An 18,336-nucleotide genomic window follows, 5' to 3' on the forward strand; every position below is an offset into this window, starting at 1 on the left:
CTTAACCGAATAGGGGAGGCGTAGCGAAAGCGAGTCTTAATAGGGCGTCTAGTCGCTGGGAATAGACCCGAAACCGGGCGATCTATCCATGGGCAGGTTGAAGGTTGGGTAACACTAACTGGAGGACCGAACCGACTACCGTTGAAAAGTTAGCGGATGACCTGTGGATCGGAGTGAAAGGCTAATCAAGCTCGGAGATAGCTGGTTCTCCTCGAAAGCTATTTAGGTAGCGCCTCATGTATCACTGTAGGGGGTAGAGCACTGTTTCGGCTAGGGGGTCATCCCGACTTACCAAACCGATGCAAACTCCGAATACCTACAAGTGCCGAGCATGGGAGACACACGGCGGGTGCTAACGTCCGTCGTGAAAAGGGAAACAACCCAGACCGTCAGCTAAGGTCCCAAAGTCATGGTTAAGTGGGAAACGATGTGGGAAGGCTTAGACAGCTAGGAGGTTGGCTTAGAAGCAGCCACCCTTTAAAGAAAGCGTAATAGCTCACTAGTCGAGTCGGCCTGCGCGGAAGATGTAACGGGGCTCAAACCATGCACCGAAGCTACGGGTATCATCTTAGGATGATGCGGTAGAGGAGCGTTCTGTAAGCCTGTGAAGGTGAGTTGAGAAGCTTGCTGGAGGTATCAGAAGTGCGAATGCTGACATGAGTAACGACAATGGGTGTGAAAAACACCCACGCCGAAAGACCAAGGTTTCCTGCGCAACGTTAATCGACGCAGGGTTAGTCGGTCCCTAAGGCGAGGCTGAAAAGCGTAGTCGATGGAAAACAGGTTAATATTCCTGTACTTCTGGTTATTGCGATGGAGGGACGGAGAAGGCTAGGCCAGCCTGGCGTTGGTTGTCCAGGTTTAAGGTGGTAGGCTGAAATCTTAGGTAAATCCGGGGTTTCAAGGCCGAGAGCTGATGACGAGTGTTCTTTAGAACACGAAGTGGTTGATGCCATGCTTCCAAGAAAAGCTTCTAAGCTTCAGGTAACCAGGAACCGTACCCCAAACCGACACAGGTGGTTGGGTAGAGAATACCAAGGCGCTTGAGAGAACTCGGGTGAAGGAACTAGGCAAAATGGCACCGTAACTTCGGGAGAAGGTGCGCCGGTGAGGGTGAAGGACTTGCTCCGTAAGCTCATGCCGGTCGAAGATACCAGGCCGCTGCGACTGTTTATTAAAAACACAGCACTCTGCAAACACGAAAGTGGACGTATAGGGTGTGACGCCTGCCCGGTGCCGGAAGGTTAATTGATGGGGTTAGCTAACGCGAAGCTCTTGATCGAAGCCCCGGTAAACGGCGGCCGTAACTATAACGGTCCTAAGGTAGCGAAATTCCTTGTCGGGTAAGTTCCGACCTGCACGAATGGCGTAACGATGGCGGCGCTGTCTCCACCCGAGACTCAGTGAAATTGAAATCGCTGTGAAGATGCAGTGTATCCGCGGCTAGACGGAAAGACCCCGTGAACCTTTACTATAGCTTTGCACTGGACTTTGAATTTGCTTGTGTAGGATAGGTGGGAGGCTTTGAAGCGTGGACGCCAGTCTGCGTGGAGCCAACCTTGAAATACCACCCTGGCAACTTTGAGGTTCTAACTCAGGTCCGTCATCCGGATCGAGGACAGTGTATGGTGGGTAGTTTGACTGGGGCGGTCTCCTCCTAAAGAGTAACGGAGGAGTACGAAGGTGCGCTCAGACCGGTCGGAAATCGGTCGTAGAGTATAAAGGCAAAAGCGCGCTTGACTGCGAGACAGACACGTCGAGCAGGTACGAAAGTAGGTCTTAGTGATCCGGTGGTTCTGTATGGAAGGGCCATCGCTCAACGGATAAAAGGTACTCCGGGGATAACAGGCTGATACCGCCCAAGAGTTCATATCGACGGCGGTGTTTGGCACCTCGATGTCGGCTCATCACATCCTGGGGCTGAAGCCGGTCCCAAGGGTATGGCTGTTCGCCATTTAAAGTGGTACGCGAGCTGGGTTTAGAACGTCGTGAGACAGTTCGGTCCCTATCTGCCGTGGACGTTTGAGATTTGAGAGGGGCTGCTCCTAGTACGAGAGGACCGGAGTGGACGAACCTCTGGTGTTCCGGTTGTCACGCCAGTGGCATTGCCGGGTAGCTATGTTCGGAAAAGATAACCGCTGAAAGCATCTAAGCGGGAAACTTGCCTCAAGATGAGATCTCACTGGAACCTTGAGTTCCCTGAAGGGCCGTCGAAGACTACGACGTTGATAGGTTGGGTGTGTAAGCGCTGTGAGGCGTTGAGCTAACCAATACTAATTGCCCGTGAGGCTTGACCATATAACACCCAAGCAATCTGCACAAAGACAGCAGATTACGGTGTGTGAAGACGCATGAAGACGAAAGTTTGCGTACACACAAGCGGTACCTTGATCACATACCCGATTTGCTGAAGCGTTCGAGAGAACGAGTCAGTACCCGAATTTCTTGACGACCATAGAGCGTTGGAACCACCTGATCCCATCCCGAACTCAGCAGTGAAACGATGCATCGCCGATGGTAGTGTGGGGTTTCCCCATGTGAGAGTAGGTCATCGTCAAGATTAAATTCCAGAACCCCATTTGCGAAAGCAGATGGGGTTTTGTTTTTGCGCGCGAAAAAGTTTCAGGCTGTACCAACAGCCAACAGCCAACAGCCAACAGCCAACAGCCAACAGTCGCCCAACTCACGCCCATAAAAAAGCCCCGCATCACTGCGGGGCTTTTTTACATGCTTTAGTTACTCGCTGAGCGTTTCAGTGGCTGGGGTTACTTTCACCGGAGCAACCTCGTCACGACGCTGAATGTATTTCCAGTCCGCCTCGTCGATGTAGATCCCGGCAGGCCCACTGCCGCCTTCGAGGTCAATCGCCACATGGGCCGAGACTTGGGGCTTAACGCTCGCCAGAATGGGGACAAAGCCCAGCTGCAAGCTTGTTTCCAGCAGGGCTGCCTGGTTTCTTTCATCGATGTCAGCGGCTTCGTCGAGGTAGTAGGGCAGACGAATTCGCCCGGCCTGCTCGCGATCCATGAGGTGCAGCAAGAGGTACATATTGGTCAGTGCCTTGATGGTCATGGTCGTGCCGTTGGACGCGGCGCCATCAATGTCGGTGTGGATAACCGGCTGGCTGTTGACCTTGGTGATCTCGAATGCAAGTTCAAACAAGTCTTTCAGACCGAGCTGGTTGTGGTTAGCCGCAACCAGGCGTGCCAGATACTCCTTGGCTTCCTCGTTCTTGTTGTCCTGCTCGGCGCTCTGGCTCAGATCGAACACCGACAGTGTTTCGCCCTCTTCGTACTGACCGGCGCTGTGAATGATCTGGTCGATGTGCTTGAGTGCTTCCTTGTTCGGCGCGAGCACAATGCGGAAGCTCTCCAGGTTGGAAACCTGCCGGCGATTGATCTCTCGGTTGAATAACGCCAATTGGTGCTCAAGGCTGTCGTAGTCGCTGCGGATGTTGCGTAGCGTCCGAGCGATGTCGGTCACAGCGGCACGCCGCGCCTTGCCCAGAGTAAGGGCTTCATCAGTGCGATGAGCATAGGCGTTGATCAGCAATTGCAGACGCCGCTCCATGTCGTCCTCGCTGTCGAACTTCGCAACGCCTTTCAAACGAACCTGCGCGTACAGTGCTTCGATCTGACCATCGCAGCGCAAGAGGCCCTGCCAGCTGTCTTGGTAGTCATTGAGCAGCGGCAGCAAGTTCTCCAGCGAGTCATCCACCGGCTCCATGAACGGCGTACCGAAGGGCAGATCGGCGGGGAGCAGCTGTCGACGACGCAGCGCGTCATCCAGCGTGCGTTGCTTGGATTCGAGATCGCCGATCTGACGACCGATCAGCTGCAGCTTGGCTGACAGCTGTTGAACACGCTCGGTGAAAGCATCACTGGCGCGCTTGAGCTCGTCTTGCGCCGCTTCCATCTGAGCCAGCTGCTCAAGCTTCTCGCCTTCTTCAGCGCTCAATGTTTGAGCGCGGCGGAAGTCTTCGAGCGCTTTCTGCGCATCCAGCACCTGCTGGTACAGCGCTTCAGTCTGGGTTTTGCTCGCCGCACGGTCCGCTGCTACGGCTTGCTGCGTCTTAAGTTGCTTGAGCTCTTTCTCCAGGCGCTCCTTCTGATCCCGCAGCGCGGCGCGATCGGCCAGCGCCTGGAGGGCAGGGGGCTCGATGTTCGACAGATTGACCGTCAGGCCGGGCACTTCGAAGCGCTCGCCCTTGAAACCATCGAGAATCGCTTCGAGGGATTTGACCCACGCGTCGCCATCATCCAGCGCGATGCCTTGCTCGCCCAGTGGCAAGCTGAACAGCGCGCTGTTGAACAGGCGCATGAGGCGCTCGACATCAGGTTGCGAGAACTCTTCGCGCAGGCGGGCATAGCTGTTGTTGTCCGCATGATCGAGCTGTTGCTTCACTGACTTCAGACGTTTTTCCAGATCACGAAGACGCTCATCCAGATCCTCGGCGCTGAATTGGCGCGACTGCGCAAGGGCACCGGCCAGTTCATCATGAGCATCTTTTGCAGCCAGTAGCTGCTGTTCCAGAATCCTGACGTCGTCGACCAGAGCGAAGCGGTTCTTCAGGACCGCCAGTTCGCCGATCCAGCGCTGGATGTTGCTGATTTCGCGCTCCAGCCGCATCAGCTCTTGCGTGCCGCCGCGCTGATCGTTCTGCAGCGAATCCTGTTCGTTACGGTAGTGCTCGCTCTGGATGACCAGCTCTTCTTTGCGCGCATTGGAGTAGTCCTGCCATGTGCCCAGCAACGAGTCGAGCAATGGCGACAGGCGATGCAGCTTGCCCCGCAGGATGTCGCGCTGTCTGACGCCATTGGCCAACGCTTCGACCAGCGGCCCGGCGAGCACCAGTGCGTTGTAGTCTTGCTCCATGCGGCGTACGTCACGGAACGCTTCTTCGCACGCTGCTATGTAATCGACGCTGCCGGAACGCAGGCTGTGCTCGAAGGCGTCGAGGAACAGCTGCTTGAGTTTGGCAGCAGTGATCTCGCGCATGTGCAGCAAGTTGATGAACAGTGCGCGGAAGGTCTTCAGGCTCTGTTCACTGGTCGAGCGCAAGGGAATCAGCGTCAGGTCCAGCGGGATCGACGTGTGGCCACCGACCAGCAAACGGCGCAGTTCATCGGGCTTCAGCTCATAGGCTTTCAGGCCCTGGCTTTCCAGATTGGCAAACAGCTCCTTCTGGCGCAGGCAGGTGTCGTTCTTCTGGTAGTGAGCCAAGTCCAGTTTGCCGGCATAGGCGAAGAACTGGTGACCGAAACCGCCGCCCGGGCCGCGACCGACCACGCCAATCACATGGGGGCCGTGGGGCAGGGAGACCTCGACGAGGATGTAGCTGGTATCAGAGGCGAAATAGAAGCGGCGCGATTGATCAAGGCTGTATTTGCCGAAGCTCATGTCCGACATGCGCGCGAGAATCGGGAACTGCAAAGCGTTGATCGACGCACTCTTGCCCAGGTTGTTCGCGCCGTAGACCGACAGCGGATGCTCCAGTGGGAACAACCCGAGGCTGTAACCGGCCGTGTTCAGCAGCGCGAAACGGCGTATGCCGTAGCGTTCCTGGCTCATGCGTCATGCTCCTGTTCTTCAGCGATCGCCCGGGCTAGCGCTTGCTCTTCGGTTTCTGCGGGTTCATCGAATTCGGTGAGGTCCAGCGGATCGTCGGTTTCCAGCAGTCGCTCATCGCTGTCATCGTCGATCAACACCGGGGCTGGCAACGGCAGTGCGCTATGCAAGCTGGCCGCCAGATCACGGTCTTGCTGTACGGACAGGCAGACGTCGAGGAAGCGATGCATGGGCGGCAGGAAGCGATAGATACCGACTTCTTCTGCGGCGAATCCCAGCTGGGTCATGCGGCGCATGATTTTTTCTTCCAGCTCTTCCTGGGTCTGTACTTCAGCTTGCAGGAACAGATCGCGGTACTTTTCCAGCAGCGAGGGCAGCTCGTCACGGCCCAGGCTGCCGCCATCGAGCACCGCGACCGGGTCGCGGCCCTGATCGGCCAGGTGCTCGACGAGGATGAACGTGAACAGCGCCAGACGTTGGGCCGTCTTGTTGACCTGTGCGGCCGCCAGATCAGGCACGAAGTAGTAGAAACCACGGGTGTCGCAGACCAGCTCGAAGCCCAGCGCCTTGAACAGGCCGCGGTACTGATCCTGCAGATTGGACAGCTGCGCGTACAGTTCGGGGTCGCGGCGGCTGACGTGGTAGCCCTTGAACAGCTCGCGGAAGATCGGCGCCAGCTGGGTCATTTCGGATAGATCAAGATGCATGGGCGGTGCCCTCGGAATTCTCTGGGGTGGCGTCTTTGCTCGAGAGCAGGGCGAAGGAGCGCAGGCTGACGCGGTGCTCCCGGGTCAGGTATTCGCCGCGCTCAAGGCGCTCGCGCTTGAAGCGTTTGTCCCGCGACAGCCGCGAAAACCAGTACAGCAATTCATCAGTCGCTCCGGTGGGCTCCTGTTCCAAAAGCCAGATCATCAGATCCGGCATTGGCAGGGCGTCTTCGCAGCGCTCCACCATCTCTTTGACCGTACGCGGCGCGCGCGGCGGCTCGCCCTTTCGGGTGATGTTGGCCTTGGGGAACCGCGCGGGCTTGGGCTCGAAGCGCGCCAGCGCATACACGTACGCTTCAACCTGATTGGCACTGCCGAGGAAGGTGCTTTGCGGGCGGGTGAACATCGGCATCGCGGCCTGCGGCACGGCGTCCAGGCCTCGTCGACGAATCGCCGACAGCGCGAGTGCCGCACCGCGGGTCACGGCGTTGTGGCGACGCGCTTCTTCACGCAGCGGCAGCAGCAGTTCACGCGCATGACGCAAGGTCAGTTGCGCGCTGGTCTGCATTTCGAGGATGCGCGCATGGGTGCGCAGCAGCATATCGTCGTCTACCAGATGGCCGAGACGCTGCTGGTCGGTGAGCATGCGCAGCAGCACGTTCTCTACCTTGCGCACGCCCTGTTCGAAGGCGCCATCGGCGTTCACCAACTGGATCATCGGCTCGACGTATTCATCCCAGGTCGCCAGCACCTCTGCGTAACGCTGACGCAGCGGAATCTGTCGATCACTGGTCTTGGCGCGTTCGGCCACGGCTACCAGTGCCTGCTCATCGTTGGCGAGCTTCTTCAGTACATCGCGCACGCGCATATCGAGCAGGCGCAGTTGCCGCGCGAGGTCACTGGCGTCGCGGGCGTCGAAGGCTTCCTGTATGTAGCCGGCCAGCCGTTCGAGGTGGCGCAGGTACGCTTCGATTTCCAGGCACAGGCCCAGCCGATGCTCGCGCCGCAGGTACGACAGGAAATCGTGGATCTGCGCGTTCAGCTCGAAACGGTTCGGGCTTTTCGCCACCGGGACCAGAATGTCGAGGCGAATCCAGACGTCCAGCAGAGTGGTAATGTCCTGGGGCGTGCTCTCCAGTTGCTGGGCCGCCAGCTGCAAGCGCAGTTCGCTCAGGCTCAGAGTGCCCTGGTCGAAGTGCTCGCAGAGTGGCTCGAGAAGCGCCCAGTGTTCGGCAAGGGCGCGCAGGACGCGCTTAGGTTCGATCATCGGATGGTCGCTGACTGGCAAATAAAAGCGGCGATTGTACTGCATCGCCGGGCTCGTTTTTCACCCTCAGTCGATCAACAGCGGCGGGAAGCGATGAAGGCCTGTAGAATCTCCCGCCTGACTTTATCCACAGGTAGCTGACCTTTGCTCAACGAGCCTCGCCGTCGCGCTTATCTGACCGCCATGCAGGTGGTCAGCTGGCTGCCGCGCACTGAATTGCCTTTCGCCGCGCCGTCGCGTCCCGAGCTGCTTGCGCCCGTACCGCAGATTGAGGAGGCGCCTGCGCCGGTGGTTCAGGCGGATGCGCCTCGCGCGCCGGATCGCGATTCGCCCTCCGGCGCGCCGACACCCGTTGTGCGTACGGTCGAGCGGCCGAAGATCGATATACCCCGCCCATCCAGTGCGCCCAAGCCAAAGCCTGTGCAGGAAGAAGAGGCCGCACCGGTCGTGGTCAAAGCGCCTGTTGCGCCGCCGCCACGGTTTGCCCTGCAACTGCTGCGCGCCGGGAGTTGCCTGTTGCTGGTGGAGTTGGTGACCGGCGAGCCGTTTCAGAGCCGCGACCCTTCCTATCTGTTGCTCAAAGACATGCTGCGCGCCGCCGGTTTGCCGGACAGCCCGCAGATCATCGGCGAGCCTGTGCGCTGGCCGCTGCTGGTGCGCGGGCAAATGGATCAAGGTCCGGAAGCGGCGCGCGATTTCGTCCAGGGTTTTCTGTACGCCCGGGTCGAAGAACAACCCTGCACCTGCCTGTGGCTGATCGGACTTCCGGCGCTGCGCTTTGCGGCTGAAACGGATGCGGAATCCTTCAATCTCGAACTCCAGGTTGACGGCCTGGGCTTGGCCTGGGCGCTGCCGGGTCTGGAACTATTGATGGACGAGCCGCAGCGCAAGGCCGAAGTGTGGCGCTCCATGCGTCGGTTGATGGGCCGTTGGAAGACCGTAGATGAATGATGCAGTAACGTTTCGCCGAATGACCGAAGCTGACCTCGATGCCGTCCTGAAGATCGAATACGCCGCATTCAGCCATCCCTGGACGCGGGGCATTTACCTTGATGCGCTGAAGTCATACGAAGTCTGGCTGATGTTCGAAGGCAGTCAACAAGTGGGGCACGGGGTGATCAACGTGATCATCGATGAAGCGCACTTGCTCAATATCACCGTCAAGCCGGAGAGTCAGGGGCGCGGCCTGGGGCTGGTGCTGCTTGAACAACTGATGAAGCGCGCCTATGAGATGAATGGTCGGGAATGCTTTCTTGAGCTGCGTGACAGTAACCGATCGGCCTACCGTCTATACGAACGTTATGGCTTCAACGAAATAGGCCGACGTCGGGACTATTACCCTGCAGTGGGCGGACGTGAAGACGCAATCGTCATGGCCTGCACGCTGTTCGAAGAGTAGGTGGCCTTCATGGGGCGAACCGGGTTCGCTCCCACGAGACTGAAGACGCTGATCAGACGCCAGGCTTGCCGTCCAGCGGATCAAGAATGGCCATTTCTTCCTCGTCCAGGCCATCGCCACCGCCAATGTCATCTTCATCGACGATGCTCAGGTCCAGATCAGCCGGGCCACCTTCGCCAGCTTCACGAGACGATCGTGCGCCGTCCTCCCGGATCAGTGTTTCCGGGCTCATGTCGTCGTCGGTCGGGTTGTGATCATCGGTGGAGGCACCGGTCAGCCCGGCTTCACGTACGCGTTCATCAGGGATCAAGGTCTCAAGCTCATCTTCAGGAATAACGTCGCCAATGCGCCCGCTCGGCTCATTGTTGTCGTTGAAGTTGAGCTCCTCCATCGATCCCATGCGGTCTTCGTTGTCATCGATGGGCTCAGGTTGAGTGGCATCGAATGGACGGCGTGAATCGTTCATGGCAAATCCTCAATAATGTCGGGCCTAATGGGTGGACCGGACGACATGGCGAAGATTCCATTCAGTTCCTGATCGGTGCCGCACAGCGGACGATCACTGCGCGTGACTTGAAGCGCCGAGCCCCAGTCATAGCTGAGCATCATTTCCGAGGCATCAACGCATGAACGAACTACAAGACTTGATCGACAACAACGAACGTTGGGCTGCCGCCATCAAGGAAGAAGACCCCGAGTTCTTTGCCAAGCTGGCGCGCCAGCAGACGCCAGAATTCCTATGGATCGGTTGTTCGGACGCCCGTGTACCCGCCAATGAAATCGTCGGCATGCTGCCGGGCGATCTGTTCGTGCACCGCAACGTGGCCAACGTCGTGCTGCACACCGACCTCAATTGCCTGTCGGTGATTCAGTACGCCGTCGATGTGCTCAAGGTCAAACACATTCTCGTCACCGGTCACTACGGTTGCGGCGGCGTGCGCGCCTCGATGCAGGATCGCCAGTTCGGCCTGATCGACGGCTGGCTGCGCACCATTCGCGATCTGTACTACGAAAACCGTGAGCTGCTGGCAAAGCTGCCGACGGAAGAAGAACAAGTCGACCGGCTGTGCGAGCTGAACGTGATTCAGCAGGTCGCCAACGTCGGCCACACCAGCATTGTGCAGAACGCCTGGCACCGTGGGCAGAAGTTGTCGGTCCACGGCTGCATATACGGCATCAAGGATGGGCGCTGGAAGAGTCTGAACGCGACCATCAGCGGCCCGGAGCAATTGCCGCCGCAGTATCGGTTGCGTCCGCAAGGGGAGTGATCGGGTAGGGCAAGCGTCCACCCAATGGTAGGAGTGAGCTTGCTCGCGATAGCGTTAGTCAGGCTCATCTATGTGAGTTGAAGACAACGCGAGCAAGCTCACTCCTACAGGATCGATGCGTTAAAGCTGAGCGCTCTTCATCTGGGGCAGCGGCTTCTGCAGCTGCTTGATCTGCCGCGACACCTCGCCTGTCCGGCACTTCGCTGCCGCCTGATCCGGCGTCAACTTGCGGACCGTGTTGAAGAACAACTTGCAGGTTTCAACCTTGTTGGTCACCTGCCAGTGGGTCGTGCACTGGTTCAACAGCGCCGCCGGGTCGGTCGTTGGTTTCTGGCCCATGCCCGCTTGCCAGCACGCCGCGCTCAGGTCTTGGCCCATGACCTTCAAACCGGCTTCATTCGCCTTGGCTTCGTCCCCGCCGTAATTGCTTTTGTCCGCTGCATTCCAGATATAGCTCGGGTGATTCGAACCCAGCACCGCGACGCTTTGCCCGCCAGCCGGGCTGATGCTCGCCAGACCTAACACCGGAACCGTCACGTTGTACTGCTGCTTGAGCCAGGCGCGTACCGGCGCACCGAACGCGACCATCGGCAGCGATGAGCCCGCCGCGCTTTGCGTCAGCTGCTTGACCATGTTCGTCTGGTAATCGGTAAAGTAGCTGTAAACGTTTTCGAGGTCCTTACCGGCGTTGGAGGGCGCAGCAATGGGCGCGATGTCGATGATGGTCTGATAGGCCGGCGTCTGCTCTTTGGGAATCCCGTTATCCGTCAGCAGCTCGGACCAGCGGTCGGTCGTGGCCGAGAACAGATAGTCCTGAGCCTGAGTCAGGGAGTAGTCCGGCGGGAAATGCAGCAGCTCGACGCTCTTGCGATTTTCCAGCGCCATACCCAGCGGCAGAAACAGATACCAGTTGTAGGCAAATTTGTTATCGGCGTTGAGTTTGCTCGCGCCGGCGTAGGCCAGGTCGCCGGCGTCGAGCAGCGCTGAAAGTGGTTTGTCGTAGCCGTCCGGCACCCCGCTGATGTTGGCGTAAATCACGTCGTTGTCGTTGTGTACCGCAACCTTGGCCGCGCCGTACCCGTCACGCTGCACGCTTTGTGTGAGGTAGTGCTCGACGGTCTGTTCGAGCGTCCAGTTTCGGAAGCAGATGACATTGCAGTTATTCGGGTAGGCAAACAGGTGTGTGACGCGTTCCTTGCTCCCCAGTTTTACGCTGACTTCAGCCTGGGCGGTGATGCTCAGCGTCAATGCGGTCAGGGCGATGCTCAATACGGCTGTTTTTTTCATGCTCATGTCCTTGTTGGCGTAGACACCCCTCTGCGTGGGTGGTGTTTCGATCATGAAACACTTGGACAGGGCTGGGAATGGGCGGCGATGACTGCGGGCTGTTTTTTAATGGCGCGCGCCTTACAGCACAAACCGCTGAACCATCGTGTTCAGGTCGGTTGCCAGCATCGACAGCGCATTGCTCGCCACCGTGGTTTGCTGAGCGCCCGACGCCGATTGCGTCGACAGGTCACGAATGCTGCTCAGGTTGCGATCAACTTCGTTAGCCACTTTCGCCTGTTGTTCGGCGGCGCTGGCGATCAGCATGTTCCGGTCGCTGATGGTCGAGGTTGCGCTGATGATGACGGTCAGTGCGTGACCAGTGGCAGCGGCTTGCTCCAGGGTTAGATTGGCCTGGGCCGCGGTGACGCGTAACGTTTGCGCGGTTTCCTGAGTGCTTTTCTGCACATCGTTGATCAGGGTCTCGATCTCGGTGGTCGACGCGCTGGTGCGTTGGGCGAGTGAGCGGACTTCATCAGCCACCACCGCGAACCCGCGGCCCGCTTCACCCGCCCGTGCGGCTTCGATGGCGGCATTCAGTGCAAGCAGGTTGGTCTGGTTGGCGATCGCCCGGATGACCTCGAGAATCTTGCTGATGCTCAGCGTGCGCTCGGCGAGACCGTCGGCCTGGTGAGAGGAATCAAGAACGTTGTCGGTCAGCTCCTTGATCGAATCGATGGTGCCGGTCAGGCGCAGACGCCCTTCGGCGGCCGCTTCGTTGGACGCCTTCGATTCGCTCGACGTGCTGCTGGCATTGTCGGCGACTTCCCCGGCAGCCTGACTCATCTGGTTCACGGCAACTGCCGCCTGCTCGATCTCATCGTTCTGCAGTTGCAGGTTTTTGGCACTGGCATCGGCAATCGCCCCCATCTCTTGGACGGACTGGCTTAGCTGGCGAGCTGCGGCATAAATCTGATCGATCGTGCCGTGCAGATTGGCGCGCATCAGGCCCAGGGTTTTCAGCAATTGAGCCGTTTCATCCTTGCCTTCCGGAATCGGCTGCGGGCTCAGATCGCCTTGGGCAATGGTGCTAGCAATGTGCAGGGACTGACGCAGGGGGCGGATGATGCTCAGGCTGAGCCGCCACGCGAGTAACAAGGTGAGCACCAGCGCCACCACGATGGCGCTGACGGCGATGATCCGGGTCTGCTGGAACCGCGCGCCGGCCGCTTCGACGGTGCCCGCCGCACTTTGCTTGTTCAGCTCGCGCAGCAATTGCACCTGCATGTCCATCAGGTCGCCCTGCAGGCTCAGCGTAGTGTTGAGCAGCATGCGCGCGTCGTCGAGTTTGCGTTGCTCGATCAAAGCGATTTCGTCGTGCAGCCCCGGCATGAAGGCACCATAAGCATCTTGAAGGGCCTTGATGGAGTCGCGCTCGGTGCTGTCGGTGGCGTGGGCAAGATAATCGGCGAAGCCTTTTTCGACTTCGTTCTTCAGCTGCTCGACGTTGATTTTGCTGGTCACTACCGCGCCGGGGTCGTCGGCATTGGCGATCAGCCTGGCGCTCTCGCCACGCAGCTTGATCAGGTCGATGGCGATCGCGTCGGCCATGGCAATACTGGGCAGCGATCCACTCTCAACCGCCTCCCCCTGATCGCGGATGCTCTGCATCTGCAAAAGGCAGAACACACCAAGCGCCACCAGCAACAGCGCGGTCACCCCGAAGCACAGCACCAACCGCTGGGTAATCCTGAAGCGACGCAGGAAAGCAGGCCTGGAAGAAGGACGGACCACACGACGCAATAACCTTTTCACTGCCACCCATCCCATCGACGAAAACACCGGAGAGATGGTTATAGAGGTGTTCCGTGATGTCTTTGTGACATTGTTGGAGATGTTTCTGAATTGTTGCGGTACGGTCAGATGCTGGAGGCCAGCGTGACGTCAGCAGGGATACGAGTGGGCATTGTCAGCGCTGATTGTGGGATACGTCTTTGCAAGCCTCGGCGGCCTTGCTCCGTTATTTGCTGTACATACAATAATTCAATGCAGATAATCTTCGACATTGCAAAACGCGACATCACCTTTCTGAAGCGTGGCCTCGACTTTAGGGATGCCGGCTTGGTATCGCCGGCAGGCATTTGACCCTCGAAGATTGCCGGCAGGACTACGGGGAAACCCGATATATCACGGTTGGAGTGTTGTCAGAACGTATGGTTGTCCTGGTCTGGACACCGCGCGGCGCGGCTCGCCGTATCATTTCCATGAGAAAGGCCAATGAGCGTGAACAAACCCTCTACCGGCACCGACTGGGTTGATCCCGGCGATGCACCCGAATTGTCAGATGCATACTTCGATCATGCTGATGAATATGTGGGTGACCAATTGGTCAAGCGTGGCCGACCACGTTCTGTGATTGTGCGGGAGCGAATTACCATTCGCCTGGAACACGACGTGGTGGAGCAGTTCCGGGCATCAGGACCCGGCTGGCAAACGCGTATGAATGCTGCACTGGTCGACTGGCTAAAAACCCATGAGCCGTCCGAAATATCGCTATGACCTTCCACGCACCCTAGGCACCAATCTCCTCCATAAACTCCCGCAAGAACCGCTCGGCCCGTGCATGCCTGACCTGCGCCATGTTGCGCCCCGCGGCCGTTTGAAAGCCCTGCGCCAAGGTGAAGATCTTGGTTGTGAAGTGATCGACGGCGAAGCGTTTGTCGTCCAGATCGCGCTGTTGCGCCTGCGGATCGACCGGGTCGTAGAGGTGGCTGCCCATGCGCCCGGACACGTAGAACAGCCGCGCCACGCCGACCATGCCAAGGGCGTCGAGACGGTCGGCGTCTTGCAGGATCTTCGCTTCCAGCGAGGTGGGCGTGATGTTGGCCGAATAGCTGTGGCACTCGATGGCGTGGGCGACGGCCTGGGTCCGCTCTTCGTCCCAGCCCATTTCTGCGAGCAGTTCGGTCGCCTTCGCCGCGGCCAGGCGTGAGGCGCTTGAGCGAAAGGGCGAGTTCTTTTCCACGGAGACGCAGTCGTGGAGCAGGGTGGCGGCGAGCAGGATCTGGTGATCGCCTCCCTCCGTGTCACGAATGGCGCAGACGTTGCTCCAGACCCGGTGCAGATGGGATACGTCGTGGGAGCCGTCGAGCCTCTCTGCCACGGTGTGGGGAATCAGGAGGTCGGCGAGGGGCTGAAAAGGCGCGAAGGAGAGGGCGGTCATGGATCATCCTGTCGATGTCGGCGAACGGGGCGCCAGCATACAGATTGACCCGCATCAGCGCTGCCGGTTCGCTGAGCCGGGTTGCTGATCCCTGCCACGCACGTCGCGCAGCAGAGATCAGTCAGCCGTTGCGACGTTGCATCACTGGCCTTTCATGGCCGCCGCCAGCTTGTCCACGTTGTAGCGAAACATCGTTACGTACGTCGCCGCCGGGCCGTCTGCGGGCGACAGCGATTCCACATACAGCTCGCCGCCCGGGTGCGCGCCGCTGGCTTTGGCGATCTGTTGCACCAGGCGCGGGTCGCCGGAGTTCTCGAAGAAGTAGGCGCTGACGTGCTCCTGCTTGATCTGATTGATCAGCTTGCCGACGTCAGCCGCCGAGGCCTCGGTTTCAGTGGAAAAGCCCAGCGGTGAGAGGAAGGTCACGCCGTAGGCATCGCCGAAATAGCCGAAGGCGTCGTGGGACGTCAGCACCTTGCGCTGTGCGACCGGGATGGTGCTGATCTGCGCGCGGGCGTAGGCGTCCATGTCCTGCAGTTGGGCGATGTATTTGTCACCGTTGGCTTGGTAATCGGCGGCATTTTCAGGGTCGGCTTTCTGCAGGGCCTTGATGATGTTTCTGACGTAAACAACGCCGTTTACCGCGCTGTTCCAGGCATGGGGGTCGGTGATCTTCTTGCCGTCTTCTTCCATGCTGCGGGTCATGATCCCGTCAGACAGCACGACGGGTTGGCCTTTGTAGCCGGAGGCGGTGATCAGCCGATCCAGCCAACCCTCCAGATGCAACCCGCTGACGAACACGACGTCGGCTTTTTTCAGTGCCTGGGCGTCATTGGGCGTGGGCTCGTAGACATGAGGGTCGCCATTGGGCCCGATGAGCGAGGTCACGTGCACGTGATCGCCACCGACGTTGTGCACCATATCGGCGATAACGGTGAACGAAGCGACAGTCTCCAGGGTTTTTGCCTGGGCGAAGTTGGCCAGGCCCGACAACGCCAGCGCGGCGGTCAGAAGCGTAAAACGTTTCATGGTGGTTTCCTTGCGGTAAGAGGACGATCAGCCGGACAGATGAACCCTCGGGAACAGTCGGCGTACAAAACCGCTGCGTCCAAAGAACAGTGAGAACCCGTAAAAGGCGCTGGCGGTGAGCACGATGGCCGGGCCCGACGCAACGCTGGCGTGGTAGGAAACGATCAGCCCGATGAAGCCCGAAAGCGTCGCCACTGCGGTCGAAACCACGATCATGCCGGTGAGCGAGCGAGCCCAGAATCGTGCGACCGTGGCGGGCAGCATCATCATGCCGACGGCCATCAACGTGCCCAACGCCTGAAACCCCGCCACCAGATTGAGCACCACCAGCAGCAGAAACAGCACGTGATACAGCGAACCTCGACCGCCCACTGCGCGCAGGAAACCCGGGTCGAAGCATTCGAGGATCAACGGGCGATAGATCAGCGCCAGCAGAATCAAGGTGAACGAGGCGATGCCGCCGACCATGAAAATCGCCTGATCGTCGATCGCCAGGATGGTGCCGAACAGCACATGAAGCAGGTCAACGTTGGAGCCGTGCAGGGAAACGATCAGCACGCCGGCAGCCAGCGACGTCAGGTAAAAGCTGGCGAAGCTGGCGTCTTCACGCAGTGTTGTGTAACGGCTCACCAACCCCGATAGCAACGCCACGGCGAGGCCTGCGATCAGGCCGCCAAAGCCCATCGCCGGGAGTGACAACCCGGCAAACAGAAAACCCACGGCGGCACCCGGCAAGACCGCGTGACTCATGGCGTCGCCCACCAGACTCATGCGGCGAAGCATCAGCAGCACGCCGACCGGGCCGGAGCCGATGCCCAGCGCCAGGCACGCCACCAAAGCGCGGCGCATGAAACCAAAATCGACAAAGGGCTGAATCAACAGGCTATAGAGCGTCACAGGGTTTGCTCCGCATCGGCGTCGCACGGCTGCGCGTCAGGGTTCCAGTGCTCGGCCATGTTCTTGGCGCGGCGCAGGTTTTCGTCGTTGAGGATGTCGGCGGTGTCGCCCCAGGCAATGATTTCCCGGGCCAGCAGCAGCGTGCTCGGGAAGTGCTGACGCACCTGCTCGATGTCATGCAGGACGGCGATGACGGTGCGCCCTTGGCCGTGCCAAGTGCGGATCAATTCCAGCAAGTCCCGCGTGGTGCGTGCATCGATGGCGGTGAAGGGCTCGTCGAGCAGAATCACCGAAGCGTCCTGTAATAACAGCCGGGCGAACAGCACGCGCTGAAACTGCCCCGACGACAGCGAGCTGATGCTGCGTTGCTCGAATCCCGCCAAACCCACGGCACCCAGCGCCTCCTTGGCCTGTTGAGCGTGCTTGCGCGTGGCGCCGCGGAACGCGCCGATGCTGCGCCATGCGCCCATCATCACGGTGTCGGCCACGCTGAGCGGAAAGCTGCGGTCGATCTCTGCGGCTTGGGGCAGATAACCGATGTGCCGCGTTGGCAACTGGTTGCGCTCGACGCGTCCGACCGCGGGTTTGAGCGTGCCGGCGATGGCTTTGATCAGCGTGGACTTACCGGCGCCGTTGGGGCCGACGATCGCCGTCAGGCTGCCCGCCGCGAATCGGCCGTTGGCGTGATGCACCGCTGGCCGGCGTTCGTAGGTCAGTGTCAGGTCGTGGAGGTCGATGGCAGCGCTCATGGAATCGCTACCGCCCAGGTAACGCCGATCCACAGCACGACCAGCACGGCGAGGGAAATCATCACGCGCTTGCTGGCCGATTGAGCCAGTGCGGACGTTGCAAGGGAGGGAGGAAGCCGGGGATCGCGTTTCACAACAAGGACTGCCTGAAATAATTTGTTATAGTATTACATCACCTTTAGCGTGATCTGCAAAGTGTGATTTGGGTGAAGTTCAGGGAGGCGACAGTTTCCATCGCCCTGGGGAGGGTGGCGTTTCCCCGGCACAAGAAACCCTGTAGTTTTCGATGACTTTTCTCGTTGCCAGGATGATTGCCATGACTGTTTCTCACCGGCGTCCGGTACCCCTCGCCAAATGCTACCGCTTGCTCAACCACGGTCCGACGGTCTTGATCAGCGCTGCCCACGACGGGCAACGCAACATCATGGCGGCAGCGTGGGCGATGCCGCTGGATTTCCAGCCGCCGAAAGTCACGGTTGTGCTGGATAAGTCCGTCTGGACGCGGCAGTTGCTCGAGGGCTCCGGGACGTTTGTAATCAACGTGCCGACCCTCAGCCAGATCGATATTGTTGAAACGGTTGGCTCGACCTCAGGGCTGGACATCTCCCATGAGCAAGGCCTGGATAAATTCAAAGCGTATGGACTGGAGACCTTCGCGGGCTCCCACGTTGAAGCGCCGCTGCTGGAAGGTTGCGCAGGCTGGCTGGAGTGCAGATTGATTCCCGAGCCACATAATCAGAGCGCCCACGACCTGTTCATCGGCGAAGTGGTTGCGGCGTGGGCGGATGAACGCGTGTTCTCCGAAGGGCACTGGCATTTCGAGGGGCATGACGCGCTGCGCACCCTTCACCATGTGGCGGGCGGGCATTTTCTGGTAATCGGTGATGGGGTGGACGGCAAGGTGCTGCAGCGATCCGCTGACTGACCCACGCCCGGCTTGGAAGCGCGCGCCCCGGATTGGAA

Annotated in this window: 17 protein-coding genes, 2 rRNA genes and 1 pseudogene (1 of these 20 only partly in view); 8 read left to right on the forward strand and 12 right to left on the reverse strand. The window is 59.4% G+C overall.

Features of this window, described 5'->3' with window-relative positions; translation table 11 throughout:
* Positions 1–2,298: ribosomal RNA gene (locus M1E04_RS03535) — 23S ribosomal RNA — on the forward strand; it begins 595 nt to the left of the window's first position.
* 146 nt (positions 2,299–2,444) lie between these two features.
* Positions 2,445–2,560: ribosomal RNA gene (rrf, locus tag M1E04_RS03540) — 5S ribosomal RNA — on the forward strand.
* A 176-nt stretch (positions 2,561–2,736) separates the two neighbouring features.
* Here the strand turns inward: rrf and mksF are convergent.
* From mksF to mksB, 3 genes are read right to left on the reverse strand one after another with little or no spacing between them, the layout of a single operon-like run.
* Positions 2,737–5,571, reverse strand: coding sequence for an Mks condensin complex protein MksF (gene mksF, locus M1E04_RS03545; RefSeq protein WP_456292407.1), 2,835 nt, complete (start codon positions 5,569–5,571; stop codon positions 2,737–2,739).
* Positions 5,568–6,275, reverse strand: a complete 708-nt coding sequence (gene mksE, locus M1E04_RS03550; protein WP_065991760.1) for an Mks condensin complex protein MksE — start codon at positions 6,273–6,275, stop codon at positions 5,568–5,570. The genes mksF and mksE overlap by 4 nt, the downstream gene beginning before the upstream one ends.
* Positions 6,265–7,542, reverse strand: coding sequence for an Mks condensin complex protein MksB (gene mksB / locus M1E04_RS03555; protein ID WP_456293147.1), 1,278 nt, complete (start codon positions 7,540–7,542; stop codon positions 6,265–6,267). The genes mksE and mksB overlap by 11 nt, the downstream gene beginning before the upstream one ends.
* Positions 7,543–7,686: 144 nt before the next feature.
* Here mksB and M1E04_RS03560 point away from each other — a divergent pair, with 144 nt between their 5' ends.
* Positions 7,687–8,493 carry an energy transducer TonB gene (locus tag M1E04_RS03560; RefSeq protein WP_456292408.1) on the forward strand — a complete coding sequence of 269 codons (807 nt, stop codon included), beginning with the start codon at positions 7,687–7,689 and terminating at the stop codon, positions 8,491–8,493.
* The gene (rimI, locus tag M1E04_RS03565) at positions 8,486–8,941 is read left to right on the forward strand and encodes a ribosomal protein S18-alanine N-acetyltransferase (protein ID WP_065991762.1); all 456 of its coding nucleotides are present in this window, start codon (positions 8,486–8,488) and stop codon (positions 8,939–8,941) included. Before M1E04_RS03560 ends, rimI begins: the two co-directional genes overlap by 8 nt.
* Before the next feature lie 52 nt (positions 8,942–8,993).
* Here the strand turns inward: rimI and M1E04_RS03570 are convergent, their stop codons facing one another.
* Positions 8,994–9,407: a serine kinase/phosphatase gene (locus M1E04_RS03570; RefSeq protein WP_065991763.1), complete on the reverse strand. Its 414-nt coding sequence runs from the start codon at positions 9,405–9,407 to the stop codon at positions 8,994–8,996.
* 160 nt (positions 9,408–9,567) lie between these two features.
* On the opposite strand from M1E04_RS03570, the gene can reads away from it, so the two are divergent.
* Complete coding sequence (gene can, locus M1E04_RS03575; protein WP_065991764.1) at positions 9,568–10,209, forward strand: carbonate dehydratase; 642 nt, start codon at positions 9,568–9,570, stop codon at positions 10,207–10,209.
* Between the two features lie 120 nt (positions 10,210–10,329).
* On the opposite strand, the gene M1E04_RS03580 is transcribed toward can, so the two are convergent.
* From M1E04_RS03580 to M1E04_RS03590, 3 genes and pseudogenes are all read right to left on the reverse strand, one after another.
* Complete coding sequence (locus tag M1E04_RS03580) at positions 10,330–11,496, reverse strand: hypothetical protein (protein WP_456292409.1); 1,167 nt, start codon at positions 11,494–11,496, stop codon at positions 10,330–10,332.
* Positions 11,497–11,616: 120 nt separating this feature from the next.
* The gene (locus M1E04_RS03585) at positions 11,617–12,480 is read right to left on the reverse strand and encodes a methyl-accepting chemotaxis protein (protein WP_456293148.1); all 864 of its coding nucleotides are present in this window, start codon (positions 12,478–12,480) and stop codon (positions 11,617–11,619) included.
* Positions 12,475–13,305, reverse strand: a pseudogene (locus tag M1E04_RS03590) (MCP four helix bundle domain-containing protein); the annotation flags it as partial. The pseudogene M1E04_RS03590 and the gene M1E04_RS03585, both read right to left, overlap by 6 nt.
* 311 nt (positions 13,306–13,616) lie before the next feature.
* Here M1E04_RS03590 and M1E04_RS03595 point away from each other — a divergent pair.
* Together M1E04_RS03595 and M1E04_RS03600 are read left to right on the forward strand one after the other, a co-directional pair.
* Positions 13,617–13,793, forward strand: coding sequence for a BrnT family toxin (locus tag M1E04_RS03595; protein WP_456292410.1), 177 nt, complete (start codon positions 13,617–13,619; stop codon positions 13,791–13,793).
* Positions 13,753–14,034, forward strand: coding sequence for a BrnA antitoxin family protein (locus M1E04_RS03600; RefSeq protein WP_065991766.1), 282 nt, complete (start codon positions 13,753–13,755; stop codon positions 14,032–14,034). Before M1E04_RS03595 ends, M1E04_RS03600 begins: the two co-directional genes overlap by 41 nt.
* Positions 14,035–14,047: 13 nt before the next feature.
* On the opposite strand, the gene M1E04_RS03605 is transcribed toward M1E04_RS03600, so the two are convergent.
* From M1E04_RS03605 to M1E04_RS03625, 5 genes are all read right to left on the reverse strand, one after another.
* A complete protein-coding gene (locus M1E04_RS03605) occupies positions 14,048–14,698 on the reverse strand; it encodes an HD domain-containing protein (RefSeq protein WP_065991767.1) in 651 nt (216 codons plus the stop codon).
* Between the two features lie 141 nt (positions 14,699–14,839).
* Complete coding sequence (locus M1E04_RS03610; protein ID WP_369318552.1) at positions 14,840–15,727, reverse strand: metal ABC transporter substrate-binding protein; 888 nt, start codon at positions 15,725–15,727, stop codon at positions 14,840–14,842.
* A gap of 27 nt (positions 15,728–15,754) precedes the next feature.
* Positions 15,755–16,624, reverse strand: a complete 870-nt coding sequence (locus M1E04_RS03615) for a metal ABC transporter permease (protein WP_065991769.1) — start codon at positions 16,622–16,624, stop codon at positions 15,755–15,757.
* Positions 16,621–17,373, reverse strand: coding sequence for a zinc ABC transporter ATP-binding protein AztA (gene aztA / locus M1E04_RS03620; RefSeq protein ID WP_456292411.1), 753 nt, complete (start codon positions 17,371–17,373; stop codon positions 16,621–16,623). Before aztA ends, M1E04_RS03615 begins: the two co-directional genes overlap by 4 nt.
* The gene (locus tag M1E04_RS03625) at positions 17,370–17,507 is read right to left on the reverse strand and encodes a hypothetical protein (RefSeq protein WP_167355827.1); all 138 of its coding nucleotides are present in this window, start codon (positions 17,505–17,507) and stop codon (positions 17,370–17,372) included. The genes aztA and M1E04_RS03625 overlap by 4 nt, the downstream gene beginning before the upstream one ends.
* Positions 17,508–17,689: 182 nt before the next feature.
* Here M1E04_RS03625 and M1E04_RS03630 point away from each other — a divergent pair, with 182 nt between their 5' ends.
* A complete protein-coding gene (locus tag M1E04_RS03630; RefSeq protein ID WP_065991771.1) occupies positions 17,690–18,298 on the forward strand; it encodes a flavin reductase family protein in 609 nt (202 codons plus the stop codon).
* Positions 18,299–18,336: the final 38 nt, after the last annotated feature.

The sequence above is a fragment of the Pseudomonas sp. AK106 genome (genome assembly GCF_053903055.1).

Excerpts from the sequence above, each read along its gene's own strand:
- mksF (WP_456292407.1), bottom strand. The coding sequence starts at position 5,571 with ATGAGCCAGGAACGCTACGGCATACGCCGTTTCGCGCTGCTGAACACG.
- mksE (WP_065991760.1), bottom strand. The coding sequence starts at position 6,275 with ATGCATCTTGATCTATCCGAAATGACCCAGCTGGCGCCGATCTTCCGC.
- mksB (WP_456293147.1), bottom strand. The coding sequence starts at position 7,542 with ATGATCGAACCTAAGCGCGTCCTGCGCGCCCTTGCCGAACACTGGGCG.
- rimI (WP_065991762.1), top strand. The coding sequence starts at position 8,486 with ATGAATGATGCAGTAACGTTTCGCCGAATGACCGAAGCTGACCTCGAT.
- M1E04_RS03570 (WP_065991763.1), bottom strand. The coding sequence starts at position 9,407 with ATGAACGATTCACGCCGTCCATTCGATGCCACTCAACCTGAGCCCATC.
- can (WP_065991764.1), top strand. The coding sequence starts at position 9,568 with ATGAACGAACTACAAGACTTGATCGACAACAACGAACGTTGGGCTGCC.
- M1E04_RS03580 (WP_456292409.1), bottom strand. The coding sequence starts at position 11,496 with ATGAAAAAAACAGCCGTATTGAGCATCGCCCTGACCGCATTGACGCTG.
- M1E04_RS03585 (WP_456293148.1), bottom strand. The coding sequence starts at position 12,480 with ATGCGCGCCAATCTGCACGGCACGATCGATCAGATTTATGCCGCAGCT.
- M1E04_RS03600 (WP_065991766.1), top strand. The coding sequence starts at position 13,753 with ATGAGCGTGAACAAACCCTCTACCGGCACCGACTGGGTTGATCCCGGC.
- M1E04_RS03605 (WP_065991767.1), bottom strand. The coding sequence starts at position 14,698 with ATGACCGCCCTCTCCTTCGCGCCTTTTCAGCCCCTCGCCGACCTCCTG.
- M1E04_RS03610 (WP_369318552.1), bottom strand. The coding sequence starts at position 15,727 with ATGAAACGTTTTACGCTTCTGACCGCCGCGCTGGCGTTGTCGGGCCTG.
- aztA (WP_456292411.1), bottom strand. The coding sequence starts at position 17,373 with ATGAGCGCTGCCATCGACCTCCACGACCTGACACTGACCTACGAACGC.
- M1E04_RS03630 (WP_065991771.1), top strand. The coding sequence starts at position 17,690 with ATGACTGTTTCTCACCGGCGTCCGGTACCCCTCGCCAAATGCTACCGC.